Below are 15538 nucleotides of genomic sequence, written 5' to 3' on the forward strand. Positions count from 1 at the left end.
GAGCCCGGGAGCCCGGGAGCCCGGGAGCCCGGGAGCCCGGGAGCCCGGGAGCCCGGGAGCCCGGGAGTCGGGGAGTCGGGGAGTCGGGGAGTCGGGATCGCGTCAGGCGGCCCGGCAGGTGACCTTCATCTGACCGGCGGCGTGATGGGCGTACGTCAGCCCATGCGCGTTCCAGTCCACGCCCCGGTCCAGCATCGTCACCGCGATCCGGCCGTCGCGCACCGGATAGGTGCCCACATCGACCAGGCGCCCGTGGTTGCCGGTCTGATCGATGGTGAACACCCCGTACGTGGAGGCGCGTTCGCCGGGTTCGGAGCCCACCTCGTACACCGTCGGGGCGCCCCCCACATCGCGGGCGCCGCCGGCGGGCACGTACACGGCGATCGAGCACTGGCGGGATGCGCGGCCCACGGACCACCACCACTCCACCCGGGCGTCGCGGTCCTCGATCGCGCTGCCCGACATGGGGACGGCGGAGAAGGAGCCGTCGCAGGAGCCGCCGTCGTAGCCGCCGGAGCCGACGGTGTACCAGCCTTCGACGCCGTCGGAGTAGCGGCCGATTTCCCGGTGGCCGCCGCCCGCCGGGGCGTCGCAGCCGTGCCCGGCCCACGCCGTGTAGGTGAGGTTCGGGTCGGCGGGCCTGTCCGTCGGTCCGGCGCTCGGGCTCGGGCTGCGCCGGGTGGGCTTCTTCGAGGGCTTGGGGGACGAGGTGGTGCTGATCGTCGGCTCGCGCACCACGCCGCCGGTCGGCAGGATCAGGCTCGGCTTCGGTGCGTCGCGGATCTCCGTACCGGTGTTGCCGTGTGCCGCGGCGTTGCCGGTGCCGGTGGAGAGGACGGAGGAGGCGAGGAGGGCCACGACGCCGGCGATCCCGGTGACCGCGAGAAGCGCACCCGCGGCGACGGCCGCCTTACGGCGTCCGGGCAGTGTGGTCCAACGGCCGTACAGCGTCTCGCGGATGACCCAGGGAGCAGGTTCGCGCCGCGATGATTCCGTGACGAACCGGCACACGCACGGCCGTCCCGACAACGAGCGCTCGTGACCGCCACACTGCCGACACGCCATCGAAGCTTCCTCTGTCCGTGCTCACAAGCCGTTCCGTGGATCAAGTGGGCCCACTATGCAGCACGTCGCTACTCAGAGGTAGGGGTGCGGTGTGAAGATCCGCAGCGGAGTGGATCGGTGCCCCTTCACCACATCGCTCAACTCCCGGTGGAGCGCCGCGGCGACCGAACCGCTGTCGCCGCGGCCATCGGCAGCCAGGTGGACCTTCGTGCTCAAGCAGGTCTCGCCATGGCGCGTTCGTGCGGTACCTCCAGGCGATGGCACCTGGCAACGAATCCTGGCCTCCGGATCCCGTGGGTGCTACGGAGAGAGGTCAGTCGACGTCCGGGCAGGGCGTCCCGCGCGGGAGCTGGTACGGCGCGGCGATCCGGTACGTGCCCGGCCGCGGTGCGTGCAGCACTGTCCACTCGTCCTGCGGCTCGCCCTCCACGACCTCCATCGCGTGCCGCGTCAGACAGCCGTTGCGGTTCAGGTATTCCTTGCCGGTCTCCGGCGCCTTCGGCGGCTCGACGCCCTTGCCCTTGGCATCGACGAGCCCGAGCCACGGCGAGTACGGGATGCGGATGAGGACCGGGCCCGCTGACCGTACGGTGACGACCAGCTCGCCGGCTCCCGCGCGCGTGAGGGTGGCGGGCGGGTCGGCCATCGGCGTCGGGTTCTTGACCCGGTAGACCTTCCAGTTGTCGTCCGACCACACCTTCTGCAGGTAAGGCAGGCCCGACTTGACCAGCTTGCCCTCGTTCGCGCCCCAGGTGTCCGGCACGTCGTTGGGCAGCACCACGTAGCGCACGGCCCAGCGGTGCAGCCAGCGGTGGTAGGTGTTCCTGTTGAGCTGCCCCTCCTCGTAGAAGAGGGGATTGCGCTCCATGTCCGCCTGCCGGTTCCAGCCACGGGCGAGGTTGACGTACGGCGCGAGCGCGGAGGCCTCGCGATGGCTGCGGACGGGGACGACCTCGACCCGGCCGCGTTCGGCGTCGAGCCGCTGCAGCCGGTCGACGAGCGGCGCGAGTTCGCGGGCCCAGGACGCGGCGGGGGTGGTGTGGACGATGTCGTCGACGGTCTTGAACGACTGCCACCCGGTGACGACGAGGAACGCCAGCACCAGCCCGTACCAGCGACGCGAACGGCGGGGGGCCCAGGGCATCGCGGCGACGAAGACGACCCCGGCGAAGACGAGCGCGAGGCGGGTGACATTGCTGCCGACCTGGGAGTCGACGATCCAGGTGAGCACGACGCCCAGTGCGTAGACCGCGGAGGCGATGCGCACCGTGCGCCAGTGCCGGGGCACCAGCAGCAGCGCCGCGACGCCGCACAGGGCGGGCAGCACGACGCTGCCGAAGCCCATCGGCTGCGTACCGGAGAAGGGGAACAGCCAGGCGGACACGGCGACGACGATCGTGGGCGTGATGCCGAGGCTGAGCGCGGCCGGCCGTCGCTTGTCCAGGAACAGCGCCACGGCGAGGACACCGAGGAAGAGGCCCGCGACCGGACTTCCCGCGGTCGCCAGCGCGGCCAACAGGGCTGCCGCCCCGGCCCGCACGTACATCAGCGGCCGGGTGCGCCAGTCGGCGTCGCGCGGCCAGGAGAAGATCACGGCTACGGCGCCCAGGGCGAACATCGTGCCGAGGCCGAAGGTGACGCGCCCGGAGACGGCGTTGCAGGTGAACGCGAAGGCACCGGCAAGGGCGGGCAGCAGGGGACGCCGGACTCCCGGGCTGCGGACGAGGATCAGCGCCAGCAGACCGCTGGAGACCGTGCCCGCGACCATCATCGTCGTCCGCACGCCCAGGACATGCATGAGGTACGGCGAGATGACGCTGTACGAGACCGGGTGCATCCCGCCGTACCAGGCGAGGTTGTAGGCCGAGTCGGGGTGGCGGCCGACGAACTCCGCCCACGCGTCCTGAGCCGCCAGGTCCCCGCCGCTGTTCGCGAGGACCTCCACCCAGAGCACATGGAGGAGCGCGGCGACGGCGAGCGTGACGAGCACGGGGTGCTCGGTGACGAGTCGGTGCAGGGAGCGGCGGCGGCCGCGGGGGTCACGGGGCGTTGCCTGGACCGTGGGAGTGCCGCTGCGCGCAGGGCTGTTCGCGAGTGCGGTTCCGCTGCTGACGCCGCGACGCTGACCGGGCATGGATATGTGCCCCTCGGCGGCACCGCCGCCGTCGGCGCGCGTGGGATCCACGGTGGTCACTGAGACGTCTCCCCGTTCGTTCGGCGTGCTTCCCCGAGCGCACACGCCGCCCGGCGACGCTAGCACGGGAGATCGACCGCGACCCGCCCGGCACGGCGCCAGGCGCATGTGGAGACACGCGCCTGACTCCTTGAGAGACGTCGTCCGGGGCAGGGAGGTTGCCGCGGGTGTGCGCGGGGGCTCGACGGGAGCCCTCTCGGGGGCTGTTCGGGGCTGTTCGGGGCTCTTCAGGGGCTTTGTTCCGGGGCCGACTTCCGGGTGCCTCTTCGGACGTCATGACTCGGCCCGGCCGAGCGGTGCTCGGCCGGGCCGGGACGACTTCCGGCTCCGAAGCCGTGAATACGGCTCGTATGCCGGGGGTTCGGCTCAGGTGCCGTGGGGTTCGGCTCAGGTGCCGTGAGGTTCGGCTCAGGTGCCGGGCTTGCGACCGTAGACGTGAACGTCGTCGCCGTTCTTCAGCATGCTCCAGTACTTCTTGGCGTCACCGGTGCGCATGTTGACGCAGCCGTGCGAGCCGGGCGGCGACCAGACGCTGCCGGTGATGGAGTGGAACGCCTGCCCGCCGTCGAAGAACTGGCTGTACGGCATGGCGACGTCGTAGAGGGTCGACCAGTGGTCGATGTTCCGCCAGTAGACCTTCTTGGCGCCGGTGCGGGTCTCGTGCCCGTTGCGCCCCGTGCGGACGGGCACCGGTCCGTACTTGAGGGTCTTGCCGTCCTGGATCCAGCTCAGTTGCCGGGTCAGGTCGACGCAGGCGATGCGGCCCTTGTTGGTGGGGCACTTGCCCGCCTTGTTCGGGTTGCTGCCCGCGGCCTTCTGCTTGTTCATCAGATCCATCACGCCCCAGGTGACCGGCCCCGCGTAGCCGATGTTGGGGGATATGCCGTTCTTGGTCTGGAAGGCACGGATGGCCTTGCAGTCGGCCGCGGACTGCTTGCCGTCCACGGGCCGGCCGAGGAACTTCTCGACCTGCTTCTGATGCGGCCCGGTCGAGGTCGTGCACGACGCGGCCTGCGCGGGCGCGCTGCCGAGCGCGAACGACAGCGGAACCACCATGCCGGCGACGCCCAGCGCCACTCCGGCTCTGCGGCGCACGGTTCCCAGTACTGCTCTCATCTGCTCTCCCCACTTCGGTCCTGACGTCTATAGGACAGACGGGGGGATGGGGAGGTTGCTGCGGGAAATGTCGCGAGATCGCAACAGAAGGGCCCCGGCGCACACGCGGTGCGCCGGGGCCGTCTCCCGGGGCCCGGCCGCCGCCGGTGGTGAACTCGGCCGCGGGCGGGGCGATCTGCGGTGGATCAGGTGATACGTGCCAGCTTGTCGCCGAAGCCCGGTTCCACCAGATCCTTCTGGAGCGCGATCGGCACCTTGACCTGACCCAGTCCGCTGCCGACCGTCATCGTCCCGACCTTGGTACCCGCCTTGGCCTCGTGCGGGACGACCTTGCCGTTGTCGGTCAGGGCGATGTCCACGGTCAGACCGGTCCAGCCGACCGCCGACACGTCCTTGGTGGCCACCACCGGGGTCGTGCCGCCGAGTCCGTCGTCGACCTGTCCGACCACATCGCCCTTCTTGACGACCTTGCGGGCGGTCAGGGCGTCGCCCGCGGCCTCGATGAGCGGCTTGCTCGCGTCGACGGCGCCGGTGAGGATCGAGTTGTCGGAGGAGGCCGGGGGCTGGCGCAGCACAGCGCCGATGACGAGCTGCGTCGTACCGCCGACCTTCTTCTGCGCCGCGAACAGCAGGTTGCCCTGCGCCGCCGTGCTCGTACCGGTCTTGATGCCCACGCCGCTGAAGGGCACCAGGCGGTTCCAGTTGTTCTGCTTCTTGCCGTTGCGGTCCTTGTACGAGGGCTTGGCCACGACCTCGCGGAACACCGGGTCCTGCATCACCTTCCGGCCCAGCTTGACCTGGTCCTCGGCGGTGCTGACGGTCGTCGCCTCCAGGCCGCTGGGGTCGGTGTAGGTGGTGTTCTTCATGCCGAGATCCTTGGCGGCGTCGTTCATCTTCTTGACGAACGCCTTCTCCGAACCGGCGTCCCAACGGGCCAGCAGACGGGCCACGTTGTTCGCGGAGGCAATCATTATTGCGTTGAGGGCCTCGTACTCGGTGAGCGTCTCGCCCTCCTCGGTCTCCACGACCGACTCGTTCTGCGCGCCGAGTCCGGCGTCCTCCTCGGCCTTGCGGTCGACCGGGATCTTCGCGCCCTGGCTGCCCGGCTTGAGCGGGTGCCCCTTGAGGATGACGTACGCGGTCATCGTCTTGGCCACGCTCGCGATCGGCACCGGCTTCTGCTCGCCGAACGTGCCGAAGCTGCCGAGGCCGTCGACGCCGACGGCGGCCTGGCCGCTGTTCGGCCACGGCATGGACGGCTTGGCGCCGTCGAACTCGTAGGCCTGGGTCGCCGTCAGGGCGAGCGTCGGCTCGGGGAGCGGACGCACCGCCTGTGCGATCGCGAAGACGATCGCGAGCAGTACGACGAGCGGCGTCCAGATCTTGACCCGCCGCACGGCGTTGCGCAGCGGAGTCTCCTGCGGCGGCGGGGTGTTGGTCAGCCGGGCGAGCAGCTCCAGCGGGGCCGGGTCGGGAACCGGCTCCTGCTTGGTCCGCTCGGACTCGGGCAGCACGGGCGGCGCCGAGGGCTGCGGAGGCGCCTCGGGCTTCTCGGGGGCGGCGCCGGGCCGCGCGGGCAGCGCCTCGGGCGCGGCAGCCTTCGTGTCGGCAGGCGCGGCCTTCGTGTCGGGTGCGGCAGCCTTCGTGTCGGCAGGCGCGGCCTTCGTGTCGGGTGCGGCAGCCTTCGCGTCGGCAGGCGCGGCCTTCGGCTCGGCAGCGGTCGCGCCTCCGGCCGCGGAAGCGGTCGCACCCTCGTCCCCGGACTCCGCACCGGCTTCCGCCGCGGCGGCGGTGAGCGCGGAGGGGGGCTTGCGGGGCGCGTCGTCCGCGGACCTTAGCGGTACGAACCGGCTGGTCCGCTTGGGAGCCGCGGCCTCCGCCCCACCCGTACCGTCCCCGCCACGGGCGGCGGCAGCACCGTTGCCCGTGGCGCCGTCGCTGCCGCCGGAGTCCCCGGCCTTCGGGCGCGTGACCTTGAACGCGGTGGTCGCCCGGTCGACGGGCTTCGCGGAAGCACCGTCCGCGGGTTCGCCATCCGCGGGCTCGTCGTCGTCCCGTGCAGTCGCGTCGACATCTTGGGACTTTTCGGACGTTTCGGACTTTTCGCCTCGACTGGCCTGTCCGTCCGCCGACTTCCCGGCCCCGGACTCGCCCGTGGACGACGCCTTCTCGGCGGCTGAGCGCCCTTCTCCGGCGCTGCGGGCCGCCCCGGATGGCTTGTCGCGCCCGTCGGGCTGCGGGGCCTTGAAAACGGCCGTGGGCTGATCCACGGGCCGCTTCCGCGCGTCGGAGTCGTCGACGGAGCGCTCGGCGGCGTCCGTGCCACCGTCCTCGCCGGAAGCAGCGTCGCCGCCGGAGGCGCCGTCCTCGCCGGAAGCGCCGTCCTTGTCGGACGCCTTGTCGCGCTCCGGCGTCGGCATGGTCCGGAAGACCGAGGTGGGCTGGTCCACGGGGCCGCCGGCCGCGGCGGGTTCGTCGGCGTCCGCCCGCGATTCCGCGGTGGTCCCGCCCTCCCCGGTCGCCCCGCCGCCGTTCCCGGACGGCCCTGTGTCCGCCGTAGCGGCGCCCTCGTCGCCGCCCTCGGGCTTCGCCGCGGTCCCGGGCGTACCGCCATCAGCGGCCTCGGCGTCCTCGGGTTCGTCGACGCCGGACGCCTCCTCGCGCTTCCCCGGCCGCCGGGTCTTGAAGACCGACGTCGGTTGATCCACAGGCTCGTCCCCCGCACCGTCCTGCGCCGTCGCACCGTCCGCGGCATCTGCCGCATCAGCGGCATCGGCGGCATCGGCGGGCTCGCCGTCCCCCGCCTCGTCCGGCCGTTCGGGGAGCGTGGAGAGCGAGGCCGTCGGGCGGTCCACCGGGCGCTTCGGCAGGCCGGAGCCCGCGCTCCCGGCACCGTCGACCTGCGGCTCGTCCGCCCCGTCGTCCGCCGCCGCGTCGCTCGCGGCGCCATCGCCCGTGCCTTCACCGTCCGCGCCTTCGCCGTCCGCGCCATCGGCGTCGTCCGCATCGGCCGTCGCCACCCAGGCCGCGACCGCTGCGCGCAGGCGGGCGTCGCCCTGGTCCGCGCCGGATCCGGAGGCGGAGTCCGAACCGGAGTCCGAACCTGAGTCCTCGGCGGACTCCTCCGCGGCTTCCCGGCCCGTCTCCGTCGCGGCGGCCTCGCCGGCCGCCGTCTCCGTCAACTCCTCGTCCGCCGGGGCCTCATCGGCCGACGGCGATCCGCCGAAGGCAAGCCTCGGATCGCGTTCGTTCTCACGCCGGTCTTCGCGTCGAGCCGTCGCCCCCGACGACTTCCCCTGCTTCGACCTGTCGGGGGACTCGCCCGCCACCGGTGCCTCCTTCGTCCGTCCCGCAGGCCGCTCGCGCCGTCCACGCCGCCGTCCTGCTGCCGCTACCGCAGCCCATCCGCTCTACCAGTTTCCAGCCCGGCAGTGGGTGCCCCACGCCGTCACGCCGCCGCCCTCATGCCCGGCCCCCTCCCCGGCCGCCGCGACCCGTCGCTTTCGTGCTAGACGGGAACGACATACCTACCGGTTCCCGTACGAACCACCCAGGCACTCTCGACAGATAAGTGTGAGAGGGGTCACCCTGTCATTCATCCACGCGGGGAGGCATGGATGGGCAGGAGCCGCAGAACAATTCCGGAAGAGCTTCTGCTGCTCGCCTTGGACCCGACCACGGGAACCACGGCGCAGCCGCAGTCGCTCGACCTCGGCCTGGCCGGGGCCCAGCTAGTGGAGCTGGCCCTGGCAGGACGGATAGCCCCAGACGGGGATCGTATCGCCGTGGTCCTACCACGGCCGACAGGAGATCCGACGCTGGACACGGCACTCGAGCTGTTGCGCCGACGCGGCAGCCCGGTGCGAGCGGTCCATTGGATCGGCGGGCCCCGACTGGGGCTGCGCCAGACGTATCTTTCGCATCTCGAGCGCTGCGGCATGGTGCACGCAGTGGCCGGCCAGATGTGCGGGGTACTGCCGACGACTCGCTACCAGGCGACGGACACGGCGATCAGCCGGGAGATCAGGAACCGGCTGGACAGTGCGATCCGCACCGGCGTACCGCCGGACCCGCGGACCGCTGCGCTTGCCGCGCTGGCCCATGCGGTCGGGCTCGGCAAGCACCTCTACCCCGGTAACGAGGGGCGGTCCTCCCGCTCCAGGCTCCGGGACCTGATCAGGCACGACCCGATGGGCGGCCTGGTCGCGCACGCCGTGATGGACGTGCAGAACGGCGTGGCTGTCCAGCCGCGGCGCACACCACCGGTACGAGGACGCGCGGGCGAGCCCGGCGGAGTCCCGGTACCGGCGCGTCACGGGGGTATGGCCCGCGCCGTGGCTCACTGAGCGATCTTTCGGGAAGGGTTCCCGGAAGCGTTCGGAAGAGTCACGGAATGACAACGGAACCACAGCAGCACCGGAGCACCAACTCCACCTGACCGCACCGCAGTCGCCACGACCCGGTTCGGGAGCCGCTGATGCGCGCGGGGTGGCGGGAGGCCGTTCGGACGACGGCCGTCCCGCCGCCTCGCGCGCACGCCTGCGTACGGGCCGGGTGGGACACGCCCTGCGTACGGGCCGGTGCGACACGCTGAGCCGCGTAGGGATCGCGCGCGTTCTCGCCACGGCGCAAGGCCCGCGCCTTCAGGCGTCACGGCTTCCCGCCACAGCCTCGCGTCACGGGATCGCGTCACTGCGTCACTGCGTCTGTCCAGGGACTGCGTCACGGCATATACCTGCGTCACGGCATGCGCCCCGGCGTGGCCGGAAACGAGCGAACGCCCGTACCCCCAAACGGGATTGCGCCTCGTGCTCGACCCGGGACCCTCTGTTGCCGTTTTCCAGCGGGGCATGGCCAGAAGTGGCAGTCTGCTGGACAAACAGCGGTACAAGTCGGAGGTGCAGTTTCCGTGGCATCCAGTGTCAATCCCACGGTCAGACGGCGCCGGCTGGGTCAGGAGCTGCGCAGGCTCCGCGAGCTCAAGGGCATGACGGCCGAGGAGGTGGCGGAGCGTCTGCTGGTCTCCCAGTCGAAGATCAGCAGACTGGAGAACGGCCGCCGCAGCATCAGCCAGCGCGATGTCCGAGATCTGTGCGGGGTCTACGAGGTCGAGGACCGCCGGATCGTCGACTCACTGATGCAGATGGCGAAGGACTCACGCCAGCAGGGCTGGTGGCATGCGTTCGGCGACATCCCCTACAGCGTCTACATCGGACTGGAGACGGACGCGGCCTCGTTGCGCGTCTACGAATCACTCATCGTCCCCGGCCTGCTGCAGACGCGGGAGTACGCCCAGGCGGTCATCGAGGGGATGTGGCCCGAGGCCACACCCAGCGAGATCGACAAGCGGATCCAGATCCGCCTCAAGCGCCAGGACCGTCTGACGGATCCGATCAACCCCCTGCGTTTCTGGGCGGTGATCGACGAGGCGCTGCTGCGGCGCGTGGTCGGCAATCCGCAGATCATGGCGCAGCAGCTCGAACATCTCGCGCAGCTCAGCGAGCAGCCCCACGTCACCCTGCAGGTGCTGCCGTACGACGTGGGCGCCCATCCGGGCATGTACGGGAAGTTCGCGATTCTCGAGTTCCAGGACGCGATGGACGCCAGCGTCGTCTATCTCGAAGGGGTCACCAGTGACCTCTACCTGGAGAAGGCGAACGACGTGCAGAGCTATGCGGTGATGTACGAGCATTTGCGCGCGCAGGCGCTGAGCGCCGAGCACTCGCGCGAGTTCATCCACAAGGTGGTGATGAGCTACAGCACCTGACCGGCGGAGGCCCGCGGATGCCCATGGACAGAGCTGAGGGCTCGCACCGTACACCCGTGGGACAGGCCCGCAAAGATCCCGGTGGAATATGCCACTCGGTTGAGTGAACACGGCCTGCCAGCACCGGTGTTGCGGCGTAGCGTCGATCGCAGCCGCTGAAAGCGGCCGGGTGCCCAAGCCCAATCAACTGGCACGACCATCGGAGTCATCATGCTGAGTCGGCAACCATCGCTGACGGAATGGACCAAGTCCTCGTACTCGGCCGTCAATGGCGACTGTGTGGAAGTCAAGGAGACTTCCCGCGCGGTTTCGGTCCGCGACTCGAAGGATCCGCAGGGGCCCGTCCTCGGCTTCGCACAGGAGACGTGGAAGGACTTCATCCTCGAGGTCGGTCGAGGCTCGTTCGGCGCCGCCTGACGAAAGCGCCGACGCAACACCGGCAACATCCGTAGTACGCGCACAACGCGCAACCCGGAAAGCCCTCTCGACTGGTCGCCGTCCCGGCCGAGGGGGCTGGTTGCTGTCCGGGGTTCCCTCCCCGCGGTCCCTCCCCGGACCGCTGGGCTTCAACGGGGCCGCCGGTCAGCGGAGTTCGTCGACGTAGCGATCCGTCCCCGGCACCGTCGGGATGAACGGCGCGACGAGTTCGACGCGTCCGAGACCCGAGGACGCGACCTCCGCGTCGAGCCCGGTGCACCATTGCGCGAAGCACTCCCGCGGGTCCCGCTCCAGGAACCACAGCAGCGTCAGGCGGGTGTCCGTGCCCTCCACCTGCCGGACGTAGGACATCCGGTCCAGCGGGAGCGGCGTCGGCCGGAACACCGTGACCAGAGCGGCCGGTGAGCCCTTCAGCCGCTTGGGCAGGTGCTTGGCGCGCAGCCACTCCAGGAGTTCGGCGCGCTGCTCGGGGCCGTCGGCGTCGACGACCTCGACGACGAGGCCCGCGTACGGATGGTCGAGCGCGTGGATGTCGCGCGGCCCCGCCGCCCCGTCGCGGTAGACGGTCGCCTCGTGGTCCTGGAAGGCCGTGAAGATGTGCGTACGGGCCTGGTGGACCCGGCTGTCGCGGCCCAGGCGCTTGTTGATGGCGACGGTCCACCGCATGTGGTCGTCGTAGCGGCCGTCGGTGATCCAGTAGACCGAGAGGTAGCAGCCCGCGGCGACGGGATCGGCGACAGCGGACTTGCCCGGATAGCGCAGGAGTTGGAGCTCGCGGGTGGCGACCCATCGCCGCCCCGCGTAGATCCAGGGCATGGCCATCGCGCCCGCGATGAAGTGGTCGTCCTCGTACCAGCGGTTGTAGGCGTACTCGTGGCCACGGTGCGGCTCGACCATGGTGATGAGGGCGTGTCCGGGGCGGACCCCGTACGGTCCGACGGAGGCCAGTTCGGCGTAGACCTCGCTGCGGGTGTCCTCGGTCCCGCTGTCGCCCGTGGGGTCGGTCCTGCTGCCGGTTCCTCCGTCGGCCGTTCCGCCCGTCCTGCGGTCGCTCGCGTCATGGGTCATGCCAGGGGTTCTAGCTGACGTTGCGTCAGATGTGGAGAGGGATCGCACACCCTGGTGCGATACGGCGCCGTGGAGGACGCCGCGCGCCCGGGGCCGGGTCGCCGCTGCTGCCGTTCCGCCGCTCGCCGAACGCTGCAGAGCGGAGCCATCCCCGCGGATCGGGGCGTTCGGTACGCGCCGGCCACCGGGCACATCGGAAAGATCACGCATCTCGGCCCGCCCACGGGCCCTGGCGAGGGCTTTCCCGACCGGACCGGATTCGACGGTCCGGGGTCGATTACAGTGCTGAGCCAGTTCAGGGGTCGAGCACGGACAGGGAAGGGGCGCCCCCGTGACCGCAGCCGCGACCGCCGTATGGGGCCGCGCCGAGCAGCAGGATTTCCGCAGCCGCGTGCGGGGCTGCCTGCTCGGCGGCGCGATCGGGGACGCATTGGGCGCGGGCATCGAGCTCGACTCGCTCGAGGAGATCCGTACCAAGTACGGGCAGGACGGGGTCACCGACTATGTCCCCGCGTACGGGCGGCGCGGCGCCGTCACCGACGACACCCAGATGACCCTGTTCACCGTCGACGGGCTCATACGGGCCCAGGTCCGCCGGGACACCGGCGCCTGGCACCCGCCCACCGACGTCTACCGCGCCCATGTCCGCTGGGCCGCCACCCAGAACAACTGGGGCCCCGACGAGCGCCGCAAGGACGACGGCTGGCTCGCCCACGAGGAGTGGCTCTACGCGCGACGCGAGCCGGGCCCGGCCTGTCTCACCGGCCTCGGCGACGAGGTGATGGGCACGCTGGAGCGGCCCAGGAACCCCGAGTCCAAGGGCTGCGGCGCGATCATGCGCTCCGCACCCTTCGGCCTGCTGGTGGGCTGGGAGCCGCAGCTCGTCTTCCAGCTGGCCGTGGAGTGCGCCGCCCATACGCACGGCCACCCCACCGGCTACCTCGCGGCCGGCGCGTTCGCCGTCATCATCCACAGTCTCGCCCGCGGCGACGACCTCGACAGCGCCGTCCAGCACGCGCTGCGCCGCCTCGCCCAGCACCCCGGTCACCAGGACACCACCGACGCGCTGCGCCACGCCCTGGGCGCCGTACGCCAGGGCCTGCCGTCGCCGGCCCGCGTCGAGTCCCTCGGCGCGGGGCGGACGGCCGACGAGGCGCTCGCCGTGGCCGTCTACTGCGCGCTGGTCGCCGAGGACATCCGCCACGGCCTGCTGCTCGCGGTCAACCACGGCGGCGACTCCGACTCCACCGGCTCCATCTGCGGCAACATGCTGGGCACGCTGCACGGCGAGACGGCGCTCCCGCCGGGCTGGCTGGCCGAACTGGAGGGGCGTTCCACGATCCTGGAGATCGCGGACGACTTCGCGATGGAGATGACGCAGGGGCCTGCCCTGCACAGCCCGGCGTCCAGCTCCCCGGGCTGGCTGGCCCGTTACCCCCGCGCGTAGCTCGTCGGCCCGTCACCCCAGCGCGTAGAGGGAGCGACCCGCGGTACAGGGGACCGCCCTCGCGTGGACGACCGCCCCTCGGCCCCAGCCCCGCCCGCACGGACCGCCCGCACGTCACCCCCGCACGTAGGCGGGGCTGTCCTCGCGCTGCTGCGGCAGGCCGACGGACTCCGGCCGGCGCGGGGATCCCGTACGCCAGGCACGGATGGTCAGCCGTGCGGCGACGGCGATCAGGGCGAGGCCGAGGAGCGGGTACGCGCCGGACAGCACCATGTGCCCGACGTTCTGCTGCAGTTCGGGCCGATCGGGCGTGGCATGCGGGACGTACCAGATCATGAACGAGCAGAACGCGAGCCCGGTCAGCACGGTCCACGCCGTCCAGCGGGCGTCACGGCGGCGCAGCGCCTCCGTCCCGAGCAGCAGCACCAGAGGGACGGCCCACACCCAGTGGTGCGACCAGGAGACGGGGCTGACCATCAGCGCGGTGACGGCGCAGACGACGGCCGCCCAGGCCCGGCCGTTCGGCAGCCTGTCCCCGGCGAGCTGGGCGGCGACGGCCGTGGCCAGTCCCGCGCCGGCGACCAGGGCCGCCGCGACGGCCCACCAGGGGCCGGGGTCCGGGGTGTGGAGGGCGCGGGCGAGGACGCCGAGGAGGTTCTGGTTGCCGGTGCCCTCGACGAAGCCGGGCCGGTCCGTCGCCATCAGGATCTCCGTCCAGAACCGGCGGGTGTCCTGCGGGAGCAGGACGGCCGTGGACGCGACGGTGGCGACGAAGGCGGCGGTCCCGACGGCGGCGCGGCGCAGGTGCTCGTTCCACGGGCTGCGCCCGGCCCGTATCCGGCGCCCGGCCTCGACCAGGCCGGCCAGGGCGAGGAAGACGACGAAGAGTGCCGGCGTCACCTTGATTCCGGCGGCTATGCCCATGCCGGCGCCCGCCCAGCGGTGGCCCTTGCGCCGGGTGAGGTCCCACAGCACGAGGACGGTGACGAGCAGGTTGATCTGGCCCCAGCGGAACGTCGTCCACACGGGTTCGCACCAGACCGCGAGCGCGGAGAGCGCCAGGACCGCGGCCGGACGGGACACCGTGTGCGGGCGGCCCACGAGACGCAGCGCCAGATGCACCAGGACGGCCACGAGGCCGAGGTTGGCCGCGGTGGCCAGGGTCTTCAGCGTGCCGACGTCCACGAGGGTCAGCGGCGTGAAGACGAGGCCGGCGAACGGCGGGTAGGTGTTGGGCAGGTCGTAGACGGTGGCCCGCAGGTCGTACAGGTCCTCACCGCTGCGTACGGCCATGCCCTCCGCCCGGTAGACCAGCAGGTCGACCATCGACACCTGGGCGGCGCGCTGCGCGATCAGGAAGCCCGTGAAGGACAGCAGGCACAGGACCGCCGCGCAGAGGGTGGGACGGCGCAGCACGGCGGCGCGCGCCGTCCCGGGGAGGGAGGCGAGGGTCGTCCGTAGCGTGATCACGGGGTGCGACTCCAGATGTCGACATTTCGAACACTCCAGAACACGCATTCTTCTGGTCCGCGGTTTCAGCGATCCAGGCGGGTGCCCCGGGTCATGCGCCGAAAAGCTCAGCGCATCAGCTCTCCCGCGTTGACCAGGAGCGACTGACCGGTGATCGCGCGCGCCCGGTCGGAGGCCAGGAAGACCGCCGCCTCCGCCACGTCCCCGTCCGTCGCCAGCTCGGGCAGTGCCATCCGCTGGGTGAGCCCGGCCAGCACGTCGTCCTCCGGCACGCCGGAGGTCTGGGCCGTGAACCGTACGTACGCCTGCACCGGCGGGCCCCACATCCAGCCGGGCTGGATGGTGTTCACCCGGACCCGGTGCGGTCCCAGTTCGCGGGCGAGCGAGTACATGGCGGAGACGAGCGCCCCCTTGGAGGCCGCGTACGCGGCCTGGTGGACCTGGGTGGGGGCGGCGACCGAGGACTGTGTGCCGATGAGGACGACCGAGCCGCCGCCCCGCTCCTTCATGGAGGGCAGGCAGGCCCGCGTCATCCGCAGGGTGCCGAGCAGGTTGACGTCCAGGACCTTCGCCCAGGTGGCGAAGTCGGCGTCCTCCAGGCCCCCGAAGTACGCGTCGAGCGCCGCGACGTGCACGACCGCGTCCACGCCGCCGAACCGCTCGACGGCCAGGGCCGCCAGCGCCTCGCACTGCTGCTCGTCGCCGATGTCCGTCGCGCGCCACGCCGTGCGCCGCCCGGAGGGGTCGGCCTCGGCGGCGGACTTGGCGAGGTTGGCCTCGGTGCGGGCGCCGAGCACGGCGTTCGCACCGTCGCGTACGCAGGCGGCCGCGACCTGGTGGCCGAGTCCCGCGCCGACGCCGGACACGATCACGGTCTTCCCCCGCAACAGCATGGTCGCCTCCCGGACCGCTGGGTTTCTGACGGCCCGTCAGGGTATGGCCCTACGCCGGGGAAGGCCAGAGCCGGGGAAGG

General features: G+C 71.7%; 12 protein-coding genes. 4 read left to right on the forward strand and 8 right to left on the reverse strand.

Annotated features, from left to right (window positions below; all coding sequences use genetic code 11):
• Window positions 1-102 precede the first annotated feature (102 nt).
• The 5 genes from ACGFNH_RS18425 to ACGFNH_RS18445 all read right to left on the reverse strand — a co-directional run bounded on the left by ACGFNH_RS18425 (window position 103) and on the right by ACGFNH_RS18445 (window position 7704).
• Window positions 103-1011: an adhesin gene (locus ACGFNH_RS18425; protein WP_393654879.1), complete on the reverse strand. Its 909-nt coding sequence runs from the start codon at window positions 1009-1011 to the stop codon at window positions 103-105.
• 126 nt (window positions 1012-1137) lie between these two features.
• Entirely contained in the window at window positions 1138-1281 is a 144-nt protein-coding gene (locus ACGFNH_RS18430) for a hypothetical protein (RefSeq protein ID WP_393654880.1), read from the reverse strand.
• Window positions 1282-1378: 97 nt separating this feature from the next.
• Window positions 1379-3259: an MFS transporter gene (locus ACGFNH_RS18435; protein WP_393654881.1), complete on the reverse strand. Its 1881-nt coding sequence runs from the start codon at window positions 3257-3259 to the stop codon at window positions 1379-1381.
• 408 nt (window positions 3260-3667) lie between these two features.
• Window positions 3668-4363, reverse strand: a complete 696-nt coding sequence (locus ACGFNH_RS18440) for a L,D-transpeptidase family protein (protein WP_393655404.1) — start codon at window positions 4361-4363, stop codon at window positions 3668-3670.
• 197 nt (window positions 4364-4560) lie between these two features.
• Entirely contained in the window at window positions 4561-7704 is a 3144-nt protein-coding gene (locus ACGFNH_RS18445; RefSeq protein ID WP_393654882.1) for a D-alanyl-D-alanine carboxypeptidase, read from the reverse strand.
• 288 nt (window positions 7705-7992) lie between these two features.
• Between ACGFNH_RS18445 and ACGFNH_RS18450 the strand changes: the two genes are divergently transcribed.
• From ACGFNH_RS18450 to ACGFNH_RS18460, 3 genes are all read left to right on the forward strand, one after another.
• A complete protein-coding gene (locus ACGFNH_RS18450) occupies window positions 7993-8721 on the forward strand; it encodes a GPP34 family phosphoprotein (RefSeq protein ID WP_393654884.1) in 729 nt (242 codons plus the stop codon).
• Between the two features lie 563 nt (window positions 8722-9284).
• The gene (locus ACGFNH_RS18455; protein ID WP_393654886.1) at window positions 9285-10142 is read left to right on the forward strand and encodes a helix-turn-helix domain-containing protein; all 858 of its coding nucleotides are present in this window, start codon (window positions 9285-9287) and stop codon (window positions 10140-10142) included.
• A 210-nt stretch (window positions 10143-10352) separates the two neighbouring features.
• Window positions 10353-10559, forward strand: a complete 207-nt coding sequence (locus ACGFNH_RS18460) for a DUF397 domain-containing protein (protein ID WP_393654888.1) — start codon at window positions 10353-10355, stop codon at window positions 10557-10559.
• 165 nt (window positions 10560-10724) lie between these two features.
• Here the strand turns inward: ACGFNH_RS18460 and ACGFNH_RS18465 are convergent, their stop codons facing one another.
• Complete coding sequence (locus ACGFNH_RS18465; RefSeq protein WP_393654890.1) at window positions 10725-11648, reverse strand: hypothetical protein; 924 nt, start codon at window positions 11646-11648, stop codon at window positions 10725-10727.
• Between the two features lie 331 nt (window positions 11649-11979).
• Between ACGFNH_RS18465 and ACGFNH_RS18470 the strand changes: the two genes are divergently transcribed.
• On the forward strand, window positions 11980-13095 hold the full coding sequence (locus tag ACGFNH_RS18470; RefSeq protein WP_393654892.1) for an ADP-ribosylglycohydrolase family protein: 1116 nt from the start codon (window positions 11980-11982) through the stop codon (window positions 13093-13095).
• A 114-nt stretch (window positions 13096-13209) separates the two neighbouring features.
• Here ACGFNH_RS18470 and ACGFNH_RS18475 read toward each other — a convergent pair whose 3' ends face one another.
• Window positions 13210-14565, reverse strand: coding sequence for a glycosyltransferase 87 family protein (locus tag ACGFNH_RS18475; protein WP_393654894.1), 1356 nt, complete (start codon window positions 14563-14565; stop codon window positions 13210-13212).
• Between the two features lie 107 nt (window positions 14566-14672).
• Entirely contained in the window at window positions 14673-15458 is a 786-nt protein-coding gene (locus ACGFNH_RS18480) for an SDR family oxidoreductase (protein ID WP_393654896.1), read from the reverse strand.
• Window positions 15459-15538 lie beyond the last annotated feature (80 nt).

The sequence above is a fragment of the Streptomyces sp. NPDC048639 genome (genome assembly GCF_043199075.1).
Taxonomy (GTDB): Bacteria; Actinomycetota; Actinomycetes; order Streptomycetales; family Streptomycetaceae; genus Streptomyces.

Excerpts from the sequence above, each read along its gene's own strand:
- ACGFNH_RS18450 (WP_393654884.1), top strand. The coding sequence starts at position 7,993 with ATGGGCAGGAGCCGCAGAACAATTCCGGAAGAGCTTCTGCTGCTCGCC.
- ACGFNH_RS18460 (WP_393654888.1), top strand. The coding sequence starts at position 10,353 with ATGCTGAGTCGGCAACCATCGCTGACGGAATGGACCAAGTCCTCGTAC.
- ACGFNH_RS18465 (WP_393654890.1), bottom strand. The coding sequence starts at position 11,648 with ATGACCCATGACGCGAGCGACCGCAGGACGGGCGGAACGGCCGACGGA.
- ACGFNH_RS18480 (WP_393654896.1), bottom strand. The coding sequence starts at position 15,458 with ATGCTGTTGCGGGGGAAGACCGTGATCGTGTCCGGCGTCGGCGCGGGA.